Origin of the sequence: Streptomyces mirabilis, from assembly GCF_039503195.1 — a bacterium.
GTDB lineage: Bacteria > Actinomycetota > Actinomycetes > Streptomycetales > Streptomycetaceae > Streptomyces > Streptomyces mirabilis_D.
Window position 1 is genome coordinate 1,118,722 of sequence record NZ_JBCJKP010000001.1, and the last position, 21,118, is coordinate 1,139,839.

Annotated in this window: 14 protein-coding genes; 4 read left to right on the forward strand and 10 right to left on the reverse strand. The window is 70.3% G+C overall.

The window, feature by feature from the left end:
• Positions 1-72: 72 nt before the first annotated feature.
• The 5 genes from AAFF41_RS05655 to AAFF41_RS05675 all read right to left on the reverse strand — a co-directional run bounded on the left by AAFF41_RS05655 (position 73) and on the right by AAFF41_RS05675 (position 6,429).
• Complete coding sequence (locus AAFF41_RS05655; protein WP_319752779.1) at positions 73-1,890, reverse strand: alpha-galactosidase D; 1,818 nt, start codon at positions 1,888-1,890, stop codon at positions 73-75.
• 36 nt (positions 1,891-1,926) lie between these two features.
• On the reverse strand, positions 1,927-2,853 hold the full coding sequence (locus tag AAFF41_RS05660; RefSeq protein ID WP_097283041.1) for a carbohydrate ABC transporter permease: 927 nt from the start codon (positions 2,851-2,853) through the stop codon (positions 1,927-1,929).
• A complete protein-coding gene (locus AAFF41_RS05665) occupies positions 2,850-3,788 on the reverse strand; it encodes a carbohydrate ABC transporter permease (protein WP_060900619.1) in 939 nt (312 codons plus the stop codon). Before AAFF41_RS05665 ends, AAFF41_RS05660 begins: the two co-directional genes overlap by 4 nt.
• Positions 3,789-3,814: 26 nt before the next feature.
• Complete coding sequence (locus AAFF41_RS05670) at positions 3,815-5,128, reverse strand: ABC transporter substrate-binding protein (RefSeq protein ID WP_319752780.1); 1,314 nt, start codon at positions 5,126-5,128, stop codon at positions 3,815-3,817.
• Positions 5,129-5,250: 122 nt separating this feature from the next.
• The gene (locus AAFF41_RS05675) at positions 5,251-6,429 is read right to left on the reverse strand and encodes an ROK family transcriptional regulator (RefSeq protein ID WP_319752781.1); all 1,179 of its coding nucleotides are present in this window, start codon (positions 6,427-6,429) and stop codon (positions 5,251-5,253) included.
• A 183-nt stretch (positions 6,430-6,612) separates the two neighbouring features.
• Between AAFF41_RS05675 and AAFF41_RS05680 the strand changes: the two genes are divergently transcribed.
• A complete protein-coding gene (locus AAFF41_RS05680) occupies positions 6,613-8,721 on the forward strand; it encodes an alpha-galactosidase (RefSeq protein WP_319752818.1) in 2,109 nt (702 codons plus the stop codon).
• A gap of 58 nt (positions 8,722-8,779) precedes the next feature.
• Here AAFF41_RS05680 and AAFF41_RS05685 read toward each other — a convergent pair whose 3' ends face one another.
• Positions 8,780-9,418, reverse strand: a complete 639-nt coding sequence (locus AAFF41_RS05685) for a hypothetical protein (RefSeq protein ID WP_319752782.1) — start codon at positions 9,416-9,418, stop codon at positions 8,780-8,782.
• A gap of 658 nt (positions 9,419-10,076) precedes the next feature.
• Between AAFF41_RS05685 and rph the strand changes: the two genes are divergently transcribed.
• Together rph and AAFF41_RS05695 are read left to right on the forward strand one after the other, a co-directional pair.
• Positions 10,077-12,674 carry a rifamycin-inactivating phosphotransferase gene (rph, locus tag AAFF41_RS05690; protein WP_343326255.1) on the forward strand — a complete coding sequence of 866 codons (2,598 nt, stop codon included), beginning with the start codon at positions 10,077-10,079 and terminating at the stop codon, positions 12,672-12,674.
• A gap of 816 nt (positions 12,675-13,490) precedes the next feature.
• Complete coding sequence (locus tag AAFF41_RS05695) at positions 13,491-14,168, forward strand: DUF4232 domain-containing protein (protein WP_319752783.1); 678 nt, start codon at positions 13,491-13,493, stop codon at positions 14,166-14,168.
• A 664-nt stretch (positions 14,169-14,832) separates the two neighbouring features.
• On the opposite strand, the gene AAFF41_RS05700 is transcribed toward AAFF41_RS05695, so the two are convergent.
• Positions 14,833-15,075 carry a transposase gene (locus AAFF41_RS05700; RefSeq protein ID WP_425526108.1) on the reverse strand — a complete coding sequence of 81 codons (243 nt, stop codon included), beginning with the start codon at positions 15,073-15,075 and terminating at the stop codon, positions 14,833-14,835.
• A 221-nt stretch (positions 15,076-15,296) separates the two neighbouring features.
• A complete protein-coding gene (locus AAFF41_RS05705) occupies positions 15,297-16,184 on the reverse strand; it encodes a helix-turn-helix transcriptional regulator (protein WP_319752784.1) in 888 nt (295 codons plus the stop codon).
• 166 nt (positions 16,185-16,350) lie between these two features.
• Between AAFF41_RS05705 and AAFF41_RS05710 the strand changes: the two genes are divergently transcribed.
• Positions 16,351-16,566: a tautomerase family protein gene (locus AAFF41_RS05710; protein ID WP_054238373.1), complete on the forward strand. Its 216-nt coding sequence runs from the start codon at positions 16,351-16,353 to the stop codon at positions 16,564-16,566.
• Positions 16,567-16,701: 135 nt separating this feature from the next.
• Here AAFF41_RS05710 and AAFF41_RS05715 read toward each other — a convergent pair whose 3' ends face one another.
• Together AAFF41_RS05715 and AAFF41_RS05720 are read right to left on the reverse strand one after the other, a co-directional pair.
• Entirely contained in the window at positions 16,702-19,302 is a 2,601-nt protein-coding gene (locus AAFF41_RS05715; RefSeq protein WP_343323594.1) for an MMPL family transporter, read from the reverse strand.
• Positions 19,303-19,576: 274 nt separating this feature from the next.
• Positions 19,577-20,902, reverse strand: coding sequence for a serine hydrolase domain-containing protein (locus tag AAFF41_RS05720; RefSeq protein WP_319752786.1), 1,326 nt, complete (start codon positions 20,900-20,902; stop codon positions 19,577-19,579).
• Between the last annotated feature and the right edge of the window lie 216 nt (positions 20,903-21,118).

The following is a 21,118-nucleotide window of genomic DNA, read 5'->3' on the forward strand; positions in this document are numbered from 1 at the left end:
GCTGCAGGTCCCCGCGGGGCCCGGGTCGTGTCACCGGGCCCCGCGGGAAGCGGGTCGGACGGACTGCTGAACTCAGACCGACTGCGGGACGACGATCCTGTCGATGTCGGGGGCGTATCCGCTGCCGCTGTCGAAGGTGATCGTGTTGGAGCCCGCCTTCAGCGCCAGTTGGACGCTGACCGTCTCGGCCGTGCTCCAGTCGCCCGTGGAGGGGAACTTCTCGCTGGTGCCGTTGCCGCTGTTGGAGAAGACGGTCGCCGAGCGGGGGTCGCCGCTGACGTAGGCGACCTGGACGGTGTAGATGCCGTCCTTCTTCACCGTGACGTCGTTGAACCGCAGCTTGCCGCCGGTGTAGAGGTTGCCGACCTTCTTGCCGCCGGAGCAGGCGTCGCAGCCGGCGACCGAGGCGTTGCCGGACAGGGTGTTGGCGGCGGACTCCGCCTCGTAGCTCGTCGTGGTCAGCGTGCCGCCGCCGGGCTTGACGGTGAACAGCCGCGAGCCGTGGGCGGGCAGCGCCTCGGTGATCTTGTTCTTGTAGGTCCCGAGGTTCGCCTTGTTCCACAGGTCACGCACGGAGGCGTTCCCGGTGAATCCGAGGGAGGCCCACTGAGCGGTGACGGAGGCCGGCGAGTCGGCGAGGTTGAACAGCGCGACGGTGTAGCTGCCGTCGGCGTTCTTGGTGCCCCAGACCTGCTGGTCGCCGACGGTGGTGACCGGACGCGCGACGGGCGAGTCGTTCTGGTCGACGGCGATGACCTCCTTGTTGGTCAGCAGGGAGACCCCGTAGCTGTCCAGCTTGGTGAGGTCGTCACCGGTGAACAGCGGCGACTTGTTGATGGCCCACAGAGTCATGTAGCTCTGCCGCTCGGCCTTGGTGAGGCCGTCCATCTCGCCGTTGCCGACGTCGATGCCGTCCAGGTCGTTCCAGCCGCCCGGGCCCGCCTTGCGGCTCCACGCGGGGGCGTCGTCCCACCGGTCGTTGACCGAGTTCTCCCAGGTGACAAGGGTGTTGCAGTAGCACTCGACGTCGGTGTCGATGCGCCAGCCGTTGGAGTACTTCTTCCAGTCGGCGGCGTGGCCGATGTCGAGCGACCAGGAGAGTTCGAGGTGGATCGGGCGCCCGGCGGTGGCGATGGCCTTCTGCCAGGCGGCGACGTCGGGGACGTTGTCGTAGTTGTCACCGGACTTGAAGGAGCCCGGGCCCACGCCGTCCAGCTTGAGGAAGTCGTAGCCCCAGTCGGCGAACTGCTGTGCCTGCGAGTCGATGTACTTCTGCGCGCAGGGCGTGTCGAAGTCGATCTTGTAGGCGTTGTCCCAGCCGTTGGTGGTGCGCAGGTCCGGGTAGACGAGGTCGGCGGTGGTGCAGCCGCTGGCGTTCCAGATCGGCGTACTGCCGTCGCCGTACGCGCCCTTCTCCAGGCCGACGGGCAGGTAGATGCCGGCCTTGAGGCCCTTGGAGTGGATGTGGTCGGCGACCGACTTCATGCCGTGGGGGAAGCGGACCGGGTCGGGCGTCTGACGACCGTACTGGTCGAAGCCCGTCTTCCAGGTCTTGTCCATCCACCAGCCGGCGTCGATGTTGACATGGTCGTAGCCGTAGTTCTTCAGCCTGGCGGCGAGGGCGTCCGTCTGCTTCAGGACGTTCGCCTCGGTGAGGTAGCTGTAGTCGCCGTCCGGGTTGAGGCCCGGGTACTTCGACGACTGCATGCTCCAACTCGACCAGCCCATGTACGGCTTGGCGGCGACGGGAGTCGTGGCGGTGGTCTCGCGCGGCACCGGGGTCTTGGCCTGTGCGGCCGGGACGGTCGTCGCGAGTCCTGCCGTGAGGGCGAACACCACCACGGCTCTCAGGGTGCGTGCGGGCAGGACGGAATACGAGGATGACCGCATGGGTCGTGCCTCCTGTGGGGTCAGGGTTGGGGCGGCTCAGCCCTTGCCCGAGCCGATGGTGAGTCCGCTGATGAACTGGCGCTGGAGCGCGAAGTACACCAGGAGTGTGGGGATCGCGGTCATCAGGGCGCCGGCCGCGATGAGGTTGGGATTGGTGAAGTACGCACCCTGGAGGTTGGCCAGGGCGGAGGTGATCGGGCGCTTGTCGCCGCTCTCGATCAGCGCGAGCGGCCAGAAGAAGTCGTTGTAGATCCAGATCGATTCGAGGGTCGCGAGGGCCGCGAACGCGGGCCGGCACAGCGGCAGGATGATCTGGAAGAACTGGCGCCAGACGGGGGCTCCGTCCACGAGCGCCGCCTCGGAGATCTCCTTCGGGATCGTCTTCATGTAGTTGCTGAGGACGAAGGTGCAGAACCCCGACTGGTAGGCGATGTGGATCGCGATGATGCCCCAGGCCGAGTTGTAGAGGAGGAGGGAGTCGCTCATCCACTGCGGCAGCGGGATGAGGAGGTAGAGGCGGTACAGGGGGGTGATGAGGACCTGTGCCGGGAGCAGGTTGCCCGCGGTGAACAGCATCAGCAGGACGATGTTCCAGCGGAAGTCGAAGCGGGAGACGAAGAAGGCGACCGCGGCCGAGAACAGCAGGGTGCACAGGACGGACGGCACCGTGATGAGGACGGAGTTCCAGAAGAAGTGCGGCATCCCGGACTGGCTCCAGGCGTCGCTGAAGTTGCCGAGGCCGAGGCTGTGGGGCCAGGAGAGATAGCCGTGCTTCGCGGTGTCCGAGTAGGGCCGCAGCGAGGTGTACATGGCCCACAGCAGCGGGACGAGCCACAGCAGGGCGATGCCGCCCAGCATCAGATGACGGCCGGTCTGGCGCCGCGGCCCGGAGGGGGTCTTCGGCGTCTGCTGGGCCCGCCGGGTCCGCGGCCGGGAGGCCGGTCGCGGCACGGTCGTGGTCACTGGTCCTCCTTGCGGAAGTTCTGGACGAGGAAGGTCCCGATGGCGGCAAGGGAGACCACGAGCAGGACGACCGCGAGGGCGGACCCGTAACCGATGTGACTGGACTCGCCGATGATGTTGTCGGTGATGAGGAGGGACAGGAGTTCCATGCCCGGCTTGCTTCCGACGCCGCCGCCGAGGACGTAGACGACGTCGAAGGAGCGCAGGGACTCCATGACCGTGATGACCAGGATGATGACGTTGACCGGTTTCAGGGCCGGGAAGACCACCCGCAGGAAGGTCTGGCGGCCGTTGGCGCCGTCGAGCGCGGCGGCCTCCTTGAGCGCCGGGTCGAAGCCCTTCAGGCCGGCCAGGTAGAGGATCATGATGTATCCGGTGTGCCGCCAGCTGGAGGCGACCAGGACCGCCCACAGGTTGAGGTCGGGGTTGCCCAGCCAGTCGATGTGGTGGCTGGATCCGGCGGCGCCCAGGATGCCGTTGAGGAGCCCGGTGTCGGGGTTGTAGATGATCTCCCAGATGAAGCCGACGACGGCCAGGGAGAGCACCATCGGCAGGAAGATGGCGGTCTGGTAGATCCTCGTGAAGCGGATCTTCCGGTCGAGCTGGTAGGCGAGGAAGATGCCGAACGGGGTCGGCAGCAGGGCCGTGAACAGCAGCCAGATCACGTTGTGCCGCACCGCGGGCCAGAACGGCGGGTAGTTGGTGAAGATCTCCTTGTAGTTGTCCAGGCCGATCCAGTGGATGTCGGCCAGGTCGATGCCGTCCCAGGTGGTGAAGGACAGCCCCAGGGAGGCCAGTGCGGGCAGCCAGACGAAGAAGAGCAGGGCCGCCAGCGGGATGCCGATGATGACGGTGAGGAAGATCCGGTCGCCGGTGCCGAGGCGGCGCGGGCGGGCGCCCCGCGGGGCGGGGGGCGTGGTGGGCGCGGAGGACACGGTGCGTGAGACCTTTCCGGTCCTGGTCAGGCCGTGAAGAAGCGCGAGCGCTGGGACTCGATCTTCGTCAGCGTTCCCGAGCCGTCGTCGGGGTGGCTGAGCCACTCGGTCAGGCCGGGGAGTACGACGGTGGAGATGAAGCCGGGGTCGCTGTCGCGGTCCGCGAACTGGCTGATCTGCTTGGCGGAGGCGATGAGGTCGGCGGACTTCTTCTGGAGCGCGTTGTACGAGCCGGTGCTCGCCTTGTCGTTGACGGCGAGGTTGCTCGGGTCGACGCCCATGTACAGCTCCTCGGTGTGGGCGCCGCCGAGGAACTCCAGGAACTTCTTGGCACCGGCCTCGTTCTTGGGCCGGCGGCTGAGCATGAAACCGTCGGTGGGTGCCTCGACGGCGTCCTGACCGTGCGCGGCGTCGATCTCGGGGAAGGGGAAGAAGTCGAGGTCGGCGCGTATCTTCTCGTCGGTGATCTGCTGTCCGAGGAAGAGGCCGATGACGGCCATCCCGGACTTCTTGTCGAGCAGCGACTGGGCGGCGTCCTGCCAGGAACGGCCGGCGGCACCCTGCTGGTAGTAGGGGGCGAGTTCGCGCCAGTGGTCGAGGGTGGCGAGGGCGCGCTTGTCGGTCCAGGAGACCTTGCCGCGCATCAGGGACATGTGGAAGTCGTAGCCGTTGGTCCGCAGGTTCACGTAGTCGAAGGCGCCGAGGATGCTCCAGCTGTCGCCGCCGCCGTATCCGGAGGCGATCGGGGAGAGCCCGTCCTTCTTCATCCGCTTCGTGAGCGCGATGAACTCGCTCCACTTCTGCGGGACTTGGTAGCCGCGCTCCTTGAAGAGGCTCTTGCGGTAGAAGACGGCCCACGGGTAGTTGTACAGCGGCACGAAGTAGTACTTGCCGTCCTCGCCGCGGGAGAGCTGCTTGGTGGCGTCGCTGAAGTCGGCGCCTATCGTGTCCCACACGTCGTCGAGGGGGCTGCACAGCTTCTTCTTGGCGAAGTACTGCATGCGGTAGCCGGCGAACCAGGTGAAGACGTCGTCGGGGGTGCCCTGCAGATAGGTGGAGATGCTCTTCTGGAAGGTGTCGTGGTCGACGGTGTTCGTCTTCACCGTCAGACCGCTGTCCTTGGCGAACGCGTCGGTTACGGAGGCGTAGGCCTTCTTGGGGGTGGCGTCGGCGCCGTTGGATCCGAAGGTGACCGTCTTCGGGTCGGCCCCCGCTCCCCCGCCGCAAGCGGTCAGAACGGGCGCGGCCAGTGCGGCGGCGCCGAGTCCGAACAGTCCGCCGACGACTCTGCGGCGGCCCGGGTCACGCGCAGCCAGGGGATTGCGGCTCTGCTGCGTCATTGTTGCTCCTCACGCGTGTCCGTACATGTCTGATCTTCAGTGCGTGGCTGTGCTTCAGTACGTGCTGGTCGGTGCGTGGTGTGCTCGTCGGCGCGTGCTCGCCCCTCAGGGCGTCGTGCTCCTCAGCGCGCGTCCGAGGTGGTGAAGGACTGGATGGCGGTGGCCGCCGCGCCGCGCGCCCACTCCTCGAAGGGCAGCGGCCTGGTCTGTACGTCGCAGTCCGCGGCCGAACCGAACGCGGCCGCGGCGAACGCGTCACGGATCTGTTCGGCGAACAGGTCGTAGGCGGCCAGGCCTTCGCCGGAGATGATCACGCGCTCGGGGCCGAGGAGATTGGCCACGGTCGCGATGCCCCGGCCGATCGCCGCTCCCGCCCGGGCGTACACCTCCCGGGCGCCGGGGTCGCCGTCGTGGGCGAGGGCCAGGGCCGCGGTGGCGTCGGCGACACTCGCGCCGGTGACCTCCCGGATCCGGCCGACGATCGCGGGGTCCGAGGCGATCGCCTCGACGCAGCCCCGGTTGCCGCAGTGGCAGCGAGGACCGGCCGGGTCGATCGCCACGTGCCCGATCTCCCCGGCCACGCCGTGCGCTCCCGCCACCACCTGTCCGTGCACCACCAGACCGCAGCCGATGCCCGCGCCGACGGTCACCAGCGCGAAGTCGGACAGCCCCACCCCGGCCCCGAACCACTGCTCGGCCACCGTCAGCGCCCGAACGTCGTTGTCGAGGGTGACCGGCAGTCCGGTCGTGGTCGCGGCCAGTTCGGCGAGGGGAACGTCGTGCCACTCCAGGAACGGCGAGTAGCGCACCACCCCGGCCGCCCGGTCCACGTCTCCCGAGACGGCGATGCCGAGCCCCCGGACCTGCACCCCGAAGCCGTCCGCCTCGGTCAGGAGTTCCTGTACGAGTCCCGCGACGGAGGTCAGTACCGCCTTGGGTTCGTGGGAGGTGAGCGGAACGCGCCGGGCGACCCGGATGCGGCAGCAGAGGTCGGTGAGTACGGCGATGAGCTCGTCGCCCGTCACCTTGATCCCCAGGAACAGGGCCCTCCCGCCGTCGACCCGAACCGGGTTGGCGGGCCGCCCGAGGACGGGCTGCCGTGCGTCCTCGGCGATGTCCTCCACGAGGTAGCCGGCCTCGATCAGCGGCCGGACCGCCTTGGTGACCGCCGCCGCCGACAGCCGGGTCCGCCCCGCTATCTCCGACCGCGTGAGCGGGCCGTGGGACAGCACGGTGGTGAAGATCTGGGAAGCGGCCGGCGTGTGGGCCGGGAACGCCTCGGTGGGAGAGGTCGAACGCATGGCCGGAACCTAAGGCCCTTATTTTCTGCTGTCAATGAAAGAAGCAGGATTCTCCTGAGGATGCTCCAGGAGGCACCTGTGACCTGTGAATTCCAGAATGCGAGCAAGCATTGACACGTGATCCAAGGGCAGGGTTGGCTTTTCCTCGTCTCGTACGTGAGCACCACCCGAACGCGAGGATTCATGTCGCCGATCTCCTTCGCCCCGGACACCGGGGTCTGGCTGCTGTCCACACCGCGCACCTCGTACGCGCTGCGGATCGACGAGACCGGAGCGCCCTGCCATGTCGCGTGGGGTCCACGACTGACGCCCGCGGAGGCCGCGGAGCTCGCCGTGCCACCCGCGCCCGAGGCCAGCAGCTTCGAGGGCAGGCCGACCGTCGGGGAGGAGCTGCCGGTCGACGGCGGCACGCGCTACGGACCGCCGTCACTGCAGGTCCGGTTCGCGGACGGCTCCCGCGCCTTCGAGTGGCAGCCGACCGGTCACGAGGTCGACGAGGGCGAGCTGACCCTGTCGTTCCGCGACCGCCGCTACCCGTTGCGGGTGGCGCTCCACTACCGGGTGCGTGAGGACACGGACGTCATCGAGCGCTGGACCGTCGTCCGCAACGACGGCGACGAGCCCGTCACCCTGCTGCGTGCCGACTCCGCCGCCTGGACCCTGCCGCCGCAGCGGGACTACCGGCTCAGCCATGTCACGGGCCAGTGGTCAGCCGAGAGCCAGTTGCGACGCGACCGACTGCCGTACGGCGAAACCGTGTTGACCAGCCGTCGCGGGATCACCAGCCACCACGCGAACCCGTGGCTGATGCTCGACGCGGGTGAGGCGACGGAGGAGCACGGGCGGGTGTGGAGCGCCGCCCTCGGGTGGAGCGGGAGCTGGCGCGTCACCGTGCAGCGCACCCCCGACGGGCGGGCCGGATTCACCGGCGGCCCCGGCCAGGACGGCACGACCGTGCCGCTCGCTCCCGGCGAGGAGTTCGCCACTCCCCCGTTCGCGGGACTGTGCACCGACGGCGGCTTCGGCGCGGCCAGCCGCGCCTGGCACGCGTACGTCCTGGCCCATGTCCTGCCCCATGCCGACGAGTTCGCCCCGGTGCTCTACAACTCCTGGGAGGCGACCGGCTTCGACGTCGACGAGGTCGGGCAGAAGGCGCTCGCCGAGCGGGCGGCGGCACTCGGGGTGGAACTCTACGTCGTCGACGACGGCTGGTTCGGGGCGCGCCGCAGCGACCGGGCGGGCCTCGGCGACTGGACACCGGCGCCCGACCGCTTCCCGGACGGGCTGGCCCCGCTGGTCCGCACGGTGCACGGGCTCGGGATGCGCTTCGGCCTCTGGGTGGAGCCCGAGATGGTGAACCCGGACAGCGACCTGTACCGCGAACACCCCGACTGGGTACTGCACTTCCCCGGCCGTCCCCGCTCCGAGCTGCGCAATCAGCTGGTCCTCAACTTCGCCCGCCGCGAGGTCGCCGACTGGGCCCACGGCTGGCTGACCCGGCTGGTCGGCGACCACGGCATCGACTTCCTCAAATGGGACATGAACCGCGCGTTCAGCGAGGCCGGCTGGCCCGACCGGGAGGACGGCACCGACCGCCTCGGCCCCGCGTACGTGCGCCATCTCTACGGCGTCCTCGACCGTCTGCGCGCGGACCATCCGGCGCTGCGGATCGAGACGTGCAGCGGTGGCGGCGGCCGCGTCGACCTGGGCATTCTCTCCCGCACGGACCAGGCGTGGGCGTCGGACAACACCGACGCCGCCGACCGGATGGGGATCCAGCAGGGCTACGGCCAGATCTACCCCGCCCGCACGATGGGCGCCTGGGTGACCGACGTACCCAACCAGCTCACCGGCCGTACGGTCCCGCTGCGCTTCCGCTTCCACGTCGCGATGGCCGGCGCGCTCGGCATCGGGGGCGATCTCACCCACTGGTCCGAGGAGGAACTGCGGGAGGGGGCCGACCTGGTCGCCACGTACAAGAAGGTCCGCCATCTCGTCCAGCACGGCAGGCTTGACCGGCTGTCGCCGCCCGCCGAAGACTCGGTCTGCGTCGTGCAGTACACCGCCCCGGACGCCTCGGAGACCCTGCTGCTCGCCTACCGGCGTGTCTCCCGCCACGGCGTGCCGAGGCTGCCGGTCCGGCCGCGCGGTCTGACCCCCGGGGGCCGCTATCGCGACGCGCGCACCGGCGCCGTGCACCACTCCACGGTGCTCGGCGAGTACGGTATCGACCTCGAGCTGCCGGCGGGCGACTGGTCCAGCACGGCGGTGCATCTCGTCCGGGAGGACTGACACCTCGTCAATGTGCTGGTGTTGGGCTGCCTGATGTCGCTCTCGCGCCGGGGGCCCGTCAGTACCGCTGGGCCTTCGCCAGGACCGGGGTCAGCTGGGGTTGGGTGGGCTGTCTGCTGATGGCGACGGGCTGGGCGCGCTGCCCCGGCTTGAGGTTCTCCGCGCCCACGAACCTGGTCTCGACGACCTTGCCGTCGGCGTTCTTGAAGTCGATCTGGACGGCGTACGAGGCCGTGCGATCGGTGTTGTTGGTGATGTTGACGAGCACCGCGAGCAGGCCGCCCGTCTTCGCCCTGGGCATGCCGGTCATGGATACGTCGGACCGTGCGTTCCCGGGGCCCTGCACCTTCTTCAGCTCCGCCTGTGCCTGCGCGCTCGCGCGGGCCGTGTCGGCCGAGACGGACGCCTCGAACTCCGAGGCCGCGGCGGACAGCGAGGAGGCCGCCGCCGAGGCCGAGGCCCGGGCGGAGCCGATGATCGATGAGGCGGCCGAGGCCAGGGCGGACGGCGGTGTGCCACTGAACGACGAGGTGTCCGGCGGAGTGGCGCGCGGGGTGACGGAGGCGGCACCGCTGTCGCCGCCACTGTTCGTGCTGCATGAGACGAGCGCGGCGCCGCAGGTCAGGGTGGCCAGGAGGGCCGCGGTCGCGCGGCTGCGGCCGGTCCGTGCCGGGCCACCGTGGGTGCGTCTGCTCATGGAGCTCGTCCTCTTCCTGCCGGTCCGAAAACCCGGTCTGCGGGCCTCCCTCATGCTCCGTGCCGGGCTCCGCGTCCGCGATCGGTGCTGACCCGTTGGGGTTGTCCGGCACCGGCGGGCCGCTCCGCCGGTGCCGTGATCCGACGTACACCCGGGCTCGTGCGGCTCGTTCGACGCCTGCGCCTCGAAGGGAAAGGCGTTGCACGCCTACCCGGGCAGGCACAACCAGGTGCCCGGATTCGAGGTCGACAACTCGGCCCGGTTCTTCCTCCGGCATCTCCGCCGGACCGGCACGTCACCGGACTGGCCTGACGGCGGTGTCGGCGACCCTCAAACGTCCGTTTGCCGAGCTCGGCCCAGCACTCGCGCGGCACGCCACCGCTTGGCGAGAAGGTTGTCGGTTCCAGCGGACGGCAAAAGGCAAAGGCAAGGAGAGAGCTCTCCTTGCCACTCTCAAGCTATAGCGCGCTGGGGGGCTTGCCGCAAGACCCGGGTCACGGAGCAGAATCGTCGGCCGACGCCACAACCTGCGGAAATGGGGACACGACGTGCGTGTGTTGTTGTCGACGCATTGGCCCGACCGGCCGGAGCGGCCGACCGACTCGTCAGAGGGACGGCAACCAGGGACAGGGAGCACGGATGCCTCGGAGGTACCGCGATGACTGAGCGGTACGTGCTGGATCTCCAAGAGGTTGACGAGACGCAGGTCGCGGTCGTCGGCGGCAAGGGCGCGCACCTGGGCGGGCTGTCGCGGATCGAAGGCATCCGCGTGCCGGCCGGCTTTTGCGTGACGACGGACGCCTTCCGGCGGGTCATGGCGCAAGCGCCGTCGCTCGACGATCGGCTCGATCAGCTGTCGCGCCTGAACCCGGACGACCGGGAGGCGATCCGCACGCTCAGCGCGCAGATCCGCCGGACCATCGAAGGGATCGCCATCGCGGACGATCTCACGGGGGCGATCACCCGCGCGCTCGCCCGGCTCGGCGAGCAGGCCGCCTACGCCGTCCGATCCAGCGCGACGGCAGAGGACCTGCCGACGGCCTCCTTCGCCGGCCAGCAGGACACGTACCTGAACGTGGTGGGGCCGACGGCGATCCTCCAGCACGTCAGCCGCTGCTGGGCCTCGCTGTTCACCGAGCGGGCCGTGACGTACCGCCAGCGGAACGGCATCGACCACCGTACGGTCCACATGGCCGTGGTCGTGCAGCGGATGGTCTTCCCGCACGCGTCCGGCATCCTGTTCACGGCCGACCCCGTCACGGGCAACCGGAAGGTCGCCACCGTGGACGCCGGCTTCGGTCTCGGCGAGGCCCTGGTCTCCGGCCTGGTGAACCCGGACGTCTTCACGGTGCGACACGGCGAAGTCGTCGCCAAGGCGATCGCCGCCAAACAGCGTGCCGTTCACGCCCTGCCGACCGGCGGTACCCAGGAAGTGGCGATCGACTCGCGGCGGCAGGAGCAGCCGGCGCTGACGGATGCGCAGGTGGTGCGGCTCGTGCAGCTCGGGCGGCGGATCGAAGCGCACTTCGGCCGCCCGCAGGACATCGAATGGTGCCTGGTCGATGACGGCTTCCGGATCGTTCAGAGCCGGCCGGTCACGACGCTGTTCCCCATCCCCGAGACCGGCGACCAGGAGAATCACGTCTACGTCTCCGTCGGCCATCAGCAGATGATGACCGACCCCATGAAGCCCCTGGGGCTCTCCATGTGGCAGCTGACGGCCATGGTGCCGATGCACACGGCCGGCGGGAGGCTGTTCGTCGACGTCACCCGGCGCCTGGCCTCGCCCGCGAGCCGCGCCGGCCTCCTGGACGTCATGGGGAGAGGCGATCCGCTGGTCAGGGACGCTCTGGAGACCGTCCTCGACCGCGACGACTTCGTCCCGTCGCTGCCGGGCGCGGGTCCCGGCGGGCCGCCGACCGGCGGTGCGTCCGCCACGATCGAGACCGATCCGGCCATCGTCACCGAGCTGATCGAACGCAGCCAGGTGTCCATCGCCGCCCTGGAGCGCGACATCCGGACGAAGACCGGACCGGCGCTGTTCGAGTTCCTGCTGGAGGCCTTCGAGGAGCACAAGCGAGTCCTCAGTGATCCGCTGAGCATGCAGGCGATCATGGCGGGGATGGAGGCCACGTGGTGGCTCAACGACACGCTGCAGGAGTGGCTCGGCGAGAAGAACGCGGCTGACACGCTGACGCTGTCCGCCCCCGACAACGTCACGTCGGAGATGGGACTGGCGCTGCTCGACGTCGCGGACGTGATCCGCCCTCACTCGGAGGTAGTGGCGTTCCTGCAGGGCGTCGAGGACGAGGGCTACCTGGACGAGCTGGCGAAGCTCGCGGGCGGGACCGAAGCGCGCGACGCCGTGGAGGCCTACCTCGACCGGTTCGGCGTGCGCTGCGTCGGCGAGATCGACATCACGAGGCCACGTTGGCGCGAACGCCCCACCACGCTCGTGCCCGTGCTCCTCGACAACGTCAGGAACTTCGAGCCGGGCGCCGCCGAGCGGCGCTTCGAACAAGGGCGGCAGAAGGCGCAGCGGAAGGAACAGGACGTGCTGTCACGCTTGCGGGCCCTGCCGGACGGGGACCGGAAAGCCGGCGAGGCCAAAAGGATGATCGACCGGGTCAGAACCTTCATCGGGTACCGGGAGTACCCGAAGTACGGCATCGTCAGCCGCTACTTCGTCTACAAGCAGGCCCTGCTGGAGGAGGCCGAGCGTCTCGTGCAGGCAGGCGTGCTTCCTGAGAAGGAGGACATCTTCTACCTGACGTTCCAGGAACTCCACGACGTCGTGCGCTCGCACCAGGCGGACGACCGGCTCATCCAGCAGCGCAAGGACGCCTTCCGGTCGTACCACGCGCTCACTCCGCCCCGGGTGCTCACCTCGGATGGTGAGGCCGTCACCGGGGCGTACCGGCGCGAGGACGTGCCGGCCGGCGCCCTGATCGGCCTCCCGGTTTCCGCCGGGACCATCGAGGGGAGGGCCCGCGTCATCCTTGACATCGCGGAGGCCGATCTCGAAGCGGGCGACATCCTGGTCACGACCTTCACGGACCCCAGTTGGTCGCCACTGTTCGTCGCAGTCGCGGGCCTGGTGACGGAGGTGGGCGGCCTGATGACCCATGGGGCGGTGATCGCCCGGGAGTACGGCTTGCCGGCCGTCGTGGGCGTGGAACGGGCCACCCGGCTGATCCGGGACGGGCAGCGGATCCGCGTGCACGGAACCGACGGGTACGTCGAGATCCTGCCGTGACCGACCGCACCGAGAAGCCCCATCCGTAGCTTTCGGCTGAACAACGCCCTGCGGTGAAGCCCGAGGCTGGATAGGGAGTTCGGCGGCTTCCGGTTGCCCGTCTCCCGCCGGGGCACCGGCGAACCCGCCACCGCGCTGCCCGTCGGCTCCGCGACCACCGAAGGCGGCCCGGCCAGTACCTCGGCCACTGTCACCCGGGCGTCCACCAGCCGCTGAAGCACAGCTTCCGCCTCACCGAGCGCGGCCTGCACCCGCTCGGCTTCCTCCCGCAACCGCGCGATCTCTTCCCGGACCCTCTTCTCCCTGGCCTCCAGCAGACCGAGCACCGACACCACCAGCGACCTCCACGAGCCAGACGAGCGGATGAACCACGCCCATCTCTCCCGCCACGAACGGCAGTTCATGCCCACCCACCCGAACTAAACGATCACGTTCGGAAAGCGGATGGCGTCTGACACAGTTCTCCCCCTGCGTTGGCCCCTCCCGGTGAGAGGCCGCAGCCGACCATACATTCAAGTCCCTTTAAAGCAGGGTGGTTGGAAGAACTGCGGACCCTCACTCACGCGCGACGACCTGGGGATTCACGCGGCCCCGACCGGGCCCCTGATGAGTACCGATCCGGAGCGAACGCTGCCGTCGACGACGGGCCGCTTGAGGATGGCGCTGACCGCGGAACCTGACCGTGCCCTGAAAGCTTTCTGAAGGGCTGACGCGAGGTCAGGACACCTCTGTTACAGGGCCGTTGATGATCGCCTTGTACTGTCGTGATCAACACGGCGCCCGCCAGCGCCCCTTACACTACGGAGAAGAACCACCATGCGCCTGTTTCACGCCGCCACCGCACTCGCCGCCACGTCCGCGCTGGCCCTGACGCTCACCGCCTGCGGGAACGGCAGCGGCAACGACGCGTCGGGCGACCAGTCGTCCGCACCGGCTTCCTCACCCTCCGCCACCGCGACCGACGGCGCCCCGGCCGAGAACGCGGGTGCCACGAAGGATGCGGGCAGCAGCACGGGCGGCGGCAGTACGGGCACCAGCACGGGCGGCGGTACCGGCGGCAGCGGGGGCGGCACCGGCGCGGGCCGGTGCCACACCGCCGGGCTGGGCTTCTCGTTCGGCTCCGGCGACGGCAAGGTCAGCAGCTCGGACGACCAGCAGCAGCTGGCCGTGGTGCTGAAGAACAAGACGTCCGCCGCATGCACCATCCAGGGCTTCCCCGGGGTCGATCTGAAGTCCTCCGGCGGCAGCTGGTCGCTGACCCGCAGCGGTGCGACGCCCAAGAAGGTCACCCTGGCCGCCGGCGGCAGCACGACGTTCACCATCACCTTCCTGCCGTGGAACCAGGGCAGCGGCACCGAGTTCAAGGCCACCTCGGTCGTCGTCACCCCGCCGAACGAGACCACCTCGACCACCCTGGCCTGGCCCGGCGGCAGCGTCCTGCTCCAGGACGGCGCCACGCACCCCGGCACCTACACCGGCCCCGTCGGCGGCTGACGGCCGGACTGAGTCGTACGCACTGTCGCCAGGCCTCCGACAAGTCCCGGCAGGAACTGAGCCGCAACCGCACGGCCGCCACCATGGTCCCGGGAGCCGAACCTGGCCGGAGAGAGGGGGCACGCGGCGGAGGCTACCTCTCGGCAGCCCTTGCACAGCCGTCCTCGACGGCACGGACGACGACGTGGATCCTTGCCCCGCCGACGCACGCACCGCGCGGTGGCGGCCCCACGACTTCCGGAGGACCTGCATCACCGACGCCATCCCCTCAGGGGCGCCCCCGCACATGGTGGGCAAGGTCCGCGGCCACTCCACGGAACGCCTCGCCGGCGCGAAAATGCGTGCGCCAGATGCCCACTCCACCGGGGCGGCCCAGCCCAAAAGTCCGAAGCCATGGGCACGGCCCGCGAGACGCCTGTTCTCCTCGGCACGCCGGAGGTCCGCCTGTCCGCCGACCGATCGACCACGCGGGACACGCGACGGTGAAGGAGCCGAGTCGTCCAGGGTGGCGTCGATCAAGCAGATCCAAGTGACCTTCGACGCGGTGCGTCAGCCTCGTCCCGCCGTCCGGCAGCCTGCCGCGGGACTTCATCGCCGACACCCACCTGATCGACCAAGTCACCGCCACGCAGCCCACGATCCGCAAAGTGCGGGTCGACGGTGGCTACCGCCGGCATGTCGCCGCCAGGCTGATGGCGGTTTCGAAGGACTGGGCGGTCCTGTCGTAGTGGGTGGCGATGCCGCGCCCTTGCTTGAGACGGTTGAAGCAGCGTTCTGTGACGTTGCGGCACCTGTAGACCGTTTTGTTGAAGGCCAAGGGTTGTCCGCCGTGGCGTCCGCGGCGGAGAGGGTTGCGGATCTCGTCGGCCCGCTCGGGGCCGATCCGGGGCACGCGAGTGGCCTGCATGACGGCGGTGAACCGGGTGCAGTCGTTGGCGTTACCGCCGGTGACGGTGAAGCCGAGCGGGCGGCCGAGTCCGTCACGACGAGCTGTTGGCCGTCGTCGATGTCCTGGTGTCACTCCAAGGCCATCCGCACCTGGCTGCGGGGAGCGGGGAATCGCCCACACCATGCCCGAGCGGATCCGCAACCGTCTCCGCCGCGGGTTCCGGGACTGGCCATCCACTCTCAGTCCGCGTGGACGCCGCCTTCGGTACGGGAGGCGGCCTCCGTCGCCGCCATGTCCTGCGTGCCGATGACGCCGAGCAGCTCAAGCTGAGCGGCGCCCTCGGTACCGGGCGGGGCCGTGAACCACAGGAGGCGCTGGTGGCCGTCCTCGCTGAACAGACTGTGGCAGTCCAACTCGATGACGCCCAGCGCGGGGTGCACGATGCGCTTGTGATCGGTGCGGCGCAGGCCGACGTCGTGGGTGTCCCACAGGGCAGCGAACTCCGCGCTGCGCCGCCGTAGTGCGGCCGTCATCCCGGCGACCTCGGTGTCGCGGCCCCGGCGGGCGGAGACTGCCTGCAGGTCGGCGACGAAGACCCGTGAGTGGTGCGGATGGTCCTCGGGCGGGTAGACCGCGCGGGCGGCCGGATCGGTGAACCAGCGGTACGCGAAGCCGGTGGCGGGGCCGCGCGGCTCCGGAGCCCGGCCGAGCAGTGCCGCGGCCAGCTCGTTCTGGACGAGGGTCTCGTGGAGGTCGGTGATGACCTGGGCCGGGGTGGTGGCCAGCCGGTCCAACAGCCCGAGCAGGGCGGGCTGGACGTGCCGCGCGCTCGTGCCGTGCGCCGATGCGGGCAGCGGCCGGTCGGCCAGATGGAACAGGTGGTCGCGCTGGTCGCCGCCCAGCCGCAGCGCCCTGGCGAGGGCGGCCAGCGTCTGGGACGAGGGCTGGGCGCCACGTCCGCGCTCCAGCTCGGTGTAGTAGTCGGCCGACAGGCCTGCCAGTTGCGCGACCTCCTCGCGCCGCAGGCCGGGCACCCTGCGCCGGGGCCCGGCGGCCAGGCCGACGTCGGCCGGCCGGATCCGGTCACGCCGGGACCTGAGGAACGCCGCAAGCTCGGGAAGGTTCACCCGCTCATCGTCGCCTCTCCGTCGGGGTCCGAGCCAGGGGCTGGTGACCCCTGGGTGGGCTCAGCCCTGGCCGGGGCAGGCGACTCGGACGGATGGTTGCCCCATCGGGGTCGACCTCCTGCTCGTTGTGAGCAGCTTCGGCGCCCCCGCACGAAGAGAGAGCACCATGCCGTTCGCGAATTTCAAGGTCCCCGCCGGCGCCCTCACCGCAGAACAGAAGGAGCAGATCATCACCCGCACCACCGACCTGTACGCCGAGATCTTCGGCGACGGCGCCCGGGCCACCACCCTCGTACTGGTCGAAGAGGTCGCCGACGCCGGATGGGGCATCGGCGGCGGTGTCCTGACGCTTGCCAAGATCCGGCAGACGCCGCAGGAGTGACGGCCCGGCCGGTCGCCGCCCGCGGCCCCACCGACGAGAAGATCACCTTCGGGCAGCTCCTCGACAGTGTCCAAGCCCCCTCGCCCGCCGACGCGGCCTGAGCCGGGCCTCTCCGCCTGTCGGCGCATCCGTCGGTCAGTGGACGGGGTCGTTCAGGGCCGGGGCGTCGGCCCGGGGTGCGACGTCCTGCTGTGCGACGCGGGCGTTCGCGCTCCGGACCTGGTGGGACAGGGTGAACGCGTCGGACAGCCAGCCCAGCCCGCAGATGCCGAGGGTGCACAGGTGCAGCAGCCCACGGCCGGTCCTGCCGAGATAGAAGTGGTGCATGCCGAACAGGCCGAGGAAGAACCACCAGAGGTACGCCACAGCGACCGACTTCGCCGCGCGCGGCGTGCTGTCCTGTCGTAGCGACGGCTCGGGCCGAGCCGGCGGCGGCACCACCGCCGGTCGGCTCGCGGTCGTCGTCACACCCGTGTGGTGAAGACCCGCCGTCCGTTCTGCCCGAGCGGCGCTCGCGGGCACGGGGACGACGGGCACCGGGATGACGGGCAGGGGTTCGCGCGAGGGTGTGCCCTCGATCGACACGCGCGGCAGGATCCGCTCCAGCCAGGCGGGCAGCCACCAGTTCGCCCGTCCCAGCAGGTGCATCAGCGACGGGACCAGCACGGTGCGCAGGACGAAGGCGTCGATCGCGACGGCCGCGGCCAGTCCCACGCCGTACTCGGCGATGACCCGTTGGCCGCCGAAGACGAAGGCCGTGAACACGCAGATCATGATCAGGGCGGCGGCGTTGATCAGCCGGCCGGTCTCGGCCTGGCCGATCCGGATGGCGCGGTGGTTGTCGCGGGTGTGCTCCCACTCCTCGTGCATCCGGCTGACCAGGAAGACCTGGTAGTCCATGGACAGGCCGAAGAGGATGGCCAGCATGATCACCGGAAGCTCGGCCTCCACCGGCCCGGCCTTCCCCAGGCCCAGGAGTTCGGAGCCCCATCCCCACTGGAACACGGCGACGACGACTCCGAAGGACGCGGCCGAGGCGAGCAGGTTCATCACGGCGGCGGTCAGCGGCACCAGGACGCTGCGGAAGGCGACCATCAGCAGCAGGCAGCCGAGTGCGACGATCACCCCGAGGAACAGCGGCAGCTTGCCCGCCAGCAGGTCGGCCAGGTCACCGGAGGCAGCGGTCGCGCCACCGACGTAGACCGTCAAACCGCTTCCCCGCTCCGCGGCGGGGACGACGTCCTCGCGCAGGTGGGTGATCAGGGCGCTCGTGGCCTCGTCCTGCGGCGCGCCGGTCGGCACCACGTCGATGACGGACAGTCCGGTCGCCGCGGCGGGCGACCCGGCCGTTGCCGATGCCACTCCGGGAGTACTGCGCACGGCCGAGACCAGCCTGTTCAGGGCCGGCCCGTCGCTGGGCGCGCCCCACTCCGCGACCAGCACCAGCGGGCCGTTGGAGCCGGCGCCGAAGCCCTGGGCGAGCAGGTCGTACGCGGCTCTGGTGGTGGTGCCCTTCGGGTCGTTTCCGGCGTCCGAGGTCCCCAGGCGCAGCGACAGCGCGGGCAGCGAGAGGACGGTGACGACAAGGAGCGCGGCCACGGCGAACAACGTCCTGTGGCGCTCGACCTGCTCGGCCCAGCGGCTCCGGGACCTTGCCGTTCCGTGCCCTTGCCTGTTCAGGGGCGGGTGACCGGTCCCTGGGTTCCGGGTGATCAGGGCTCGCCGCTGACGCCTGGTCAGCAGTCTGCCCCCGAAGAGGCCGAGCAGGGCCGGCAGCAGGGTCACCGCCGCGATCACCGTCGCCAGAACGGCCGTCGCGGCGCTGATCCCCATCGCGCTGAGGGGGCCGATCCGCAGGACGAGCAGACCGAGGAGGGCGGTGACGACGGTGAGTCCGGCGAAGACCACCGCCCGCCCGGAGGTGTCCAGTGCGCGTACCGCTGCCTGCTCGGGTGCCAGGCCGGTCCGCAGGCCGGTCCGGTGGCGGGTGACGATGAACAGGGCGTAGTCGATGCCGACTCCGAGCCCGATGAGGGCCGCGACCGTCGGGGCGTCGCTGCCCAGGGTCATCACGTGCGAGGTCAGCCCGACGGCGAGCAGTCCGGCGCCGAGCGCGGCGATCGCGACCAGCAGGGGCAGGAGCATGCCCAGCAGCGAGCCGAAGGCGACGAAGAGGATGATGCCGGCGGCGACCAGCCCGATCGCCTCGGTGCTCTGCGCCTCGCCCTCGGCCGCGGAGCTGATGGCCTGGCCGCCGAGTTCCACCTGCAGATCCACATCTCGCGCGGCCTGGGCGGTGTCGATGACCCGAGTGACGTCGGCGACCGGTATCCGGTCGGCCTGGGCGTCGAACGTCACCGTCGCGTAGGCGGTCCTGCCGTCCTTGCTGATCCGGGGCGCTCCCGCGGGGCCGTACATGCTGGTCACCGAGGCGACCGAGGGCAGTGCCGCGACCCGGTCCAGCATCGAGGTCACCTTCTGTCGGACGGCGGGGTCCCGGATCGACCCGTCGCGGCGCAGGTGCACCACGATCTGGTCACTGTCCCCGGCCTGCCGGGGCTCGGACGCCTGGAGCCGCGCCTGCGCCTTCGACGACTCGGTCCCCGGCAGGCTGAACGCGTCGGAGTAGCGGGCGCCGAGCGTCGCGTACGGCACGGCGAGCGCGACCAGCACGGCGGCCCAGATCCCGACGACGAGGAGGCGGTGCCGGAAGCACCATCTGGCTAGTGCGGACATGGCTGAACAACCTTCTTTGCGGTGCGGAGAGTGGAAGAGAGCGGAAGGGGGCGGCCGGCGCGCACTGGTCGGCGCGGCCGCGTCGATCCGCCAGGGGGCCGCGGCCGACCGGGGCCCGCGTCCCCGGCGGCGGATCGAGGTGTCTGCACGGGCTCAGGAGTCAGCCGGCAGGGGACACGCGCGGTGGGGACTCAGGAGCCCGGCCGGCAGGGTGCGCGGGTGTGGTGGTGCGGGATGAGGAGTCGGTCGGCGCGGACGCGGGCGTGCTGCGGGCTCAGGAGTCGGTCGGCGCGGACGCGGGCGTGGTGGGGATCGGCTTGTCGAGCATGGTGCACACCGCGGCGTTCACCAGTGCCTGGTTGGCGGGGCCGGCCGGGTTGGTTGGGCCGGTCCGCGGCGAGGCCAGACCGAAGATCGTGGTGGTGAAGACCGAGACAGTGCGGCGGCCGGTGGAGTCGGTGTAGTCCTCGCTGGAGTAGCCGGGAGCCTGGCCGCTGTGGCCCCAGACGGTGCCACAAGGGGTGGACACCTCCTCCAGACCGAGCCCGTACCGGCGGTTCGGGAACTCGGACTCCTCGGCGACAGTGGTGCGCATCTCCTTCAGCAGGGCGGGCGGCAGGAGCTTGCCGGAGATCAGCGCGCTGGAGAAGCGGGCCCAGTCCTGCGCGGTGGAGACCATGCCGCCGGCGGCCCACAGCGTGCTGGCGTTGATCCCGGTGGTGTCGACGTATCCCGCGGACCGGGCCGGGCCGGCGAACGCGGTCCCGGCGGGCGCGTACGGGGGAAGCAGCGGGCCGACGTGGGCGGCGTCCGGTTCGTAGCCGTGGGCGAGTCGGGGGTTCTTCGTCTCGCCGAACCCGGTGACCAGGTAGGTGTTCTTCAGGTGCAGCGGCCCGGCGATCCGCTCCTGGACCAGGTCGCCCAGGGTGTGTCCGGTCACCTTCTCGGCGATCAGGCCGAGCGCGGTGTAGTTGGTGTTGCTGTAGGAGTAACTCGTGCCGGGTGCGAACAGCGGGTCGTGCCGGACGGCGGCGGCGAGCACCTCCCGGGGCGTCCAGACCCTGGTGTCCTGGCCGGTGAACGCCTTGAGCACGTCGGGTTCGGTGGTGTAGTTGAACAGGCCGCTGGTGTGGTTGAGCAGCATCCGCAGGGTGATCGCGGCGCCGTTCGGGATGAGGCCGGGCAGCCACCTCTCGACCGGGTCGGTCAGCCGGAGCCGGTGTTCGGCGACCAGTTGGAGGACCACGGTGGCGACCATCGTCTTGGTGTGGGAGCCCATCCGGAACTCGTCGCTCGCGGCGAGCGCGTGGTCGGCCCTGGTCCAGGGCGCCTGCCGGGCGATCTCGATCGCCCGCCCGTCGCCCTTGCCGACCCGCACGACGACGCCGGGAGCTCCGGCCTCCACGTCCTGCTGGGCGAGCCTTGCCAGTCGGGCCTCCTGGGCTGCCACCACGCCGGGCCGTCCGGTCCGGGTATGGGCGGTGCCCTGCGACGCGGCGGACGCCTCGCAGGTCGCGAGCGTACCCGTCAGTGCCGCGGCCAGGGCCAGCGTCAGGTATGCCTGCCGAGCGTGGCCCGGGTAGGGCGTGTTCCGGAGCATGAGGTGTCCTCCTGGACATGGGGCAGGGGTCATGGGTCGATCGAACGTGGGGAACGGGCCGATCGGGTCGGGCGAAGACCGCATCCACGTGGGGCCTGCCGCACCACGCGTTCCGACCACTTCAGCCTCCCGGCCACGCAGGCGAAGAACACGGGTGCTGGGCCCCTGCGATGGTGGAGATAACCCCAGTGCGCGAACTCGGGCCGGCCGGTCATC

Coding starts and splice junctions, on each gene's coding strand:
- AAFF41_RS05685 (WP_319752782.1), bottom strand. CDS start 9,418: ATGAGCAGACGCACCCACGGTGGCCCGGCACGGACCGGCCGCAGCCGC.
- AAFF41_RS05720 (WP_319752786.1), bottom strand. CDS start 20,902: ATGCTCCGGAACACGCCCTACCCGGGCCACGCTCGGCAGGCATACCTG.
- rph (WP_343326255.1), top strand. CDS start 10,077: ATGACTGAGCGGTACGTGCTGGATCTCCAAGAGGTTGACGAGACGCAG.
- AAFF41_RS05695 (WP_319752783.1), top strand. CDS start 13,491: ATGCGCCTGTTTCACGCCGCCACCGCACTCGCCGCCACGTCCGCGCTG.
- AAFF41_RS05655 (WP_319752779.1), bottom strand. CDS start 1,890: ATGCGGTCATCCTCGTATTCCGTCCTGCCCGCACGCACCCTGAGAGCC.
- AAFF41_RS05675 (WP_319752781.1), bottom strand. CDS start 6,429: ATGCGTTCGACCTCTCCCACCGAGGCGTTCCCGGCCCACACGCCGGCC.
- AAFF41_RS05715 (WP_343323594.1), bottom strand. CDS start 19,302: ATGTCCGCACTAGCCAGATGGTGCTTCCGGCACCGCCTCCTCGTCGTC.
- AAFF41_RS05680 (WP_319752818.1), top strand. CDS start 6,613: ATGTCGCCGATCTCCTTCGCCCCGGACACCGGGGTCTGGCTGCTGTCC.
- AAFF41_RS05710 (WP_054238373.1), top strand. CDS start 16,351: ATGCCGTTCGCGAATTTCAAGGTCCCCGCCGGCGCCCTCACCGCAGAA.
- AAFF41_RS05670 (WP_319752780.1), bottom strand. CDS start 5,128: ATGACGCAGCAGAGCCGCAATCCCCTGGCTGCGCGTGACCCGGGCCGC.
- AAFF41_RS05700 (WP_425526108.1), bottom strand. CDS start 15,075: ATGCAGGCCACTCGCGTGCCCCGGATCGGCCCCGAGCGGGCCGACGAG.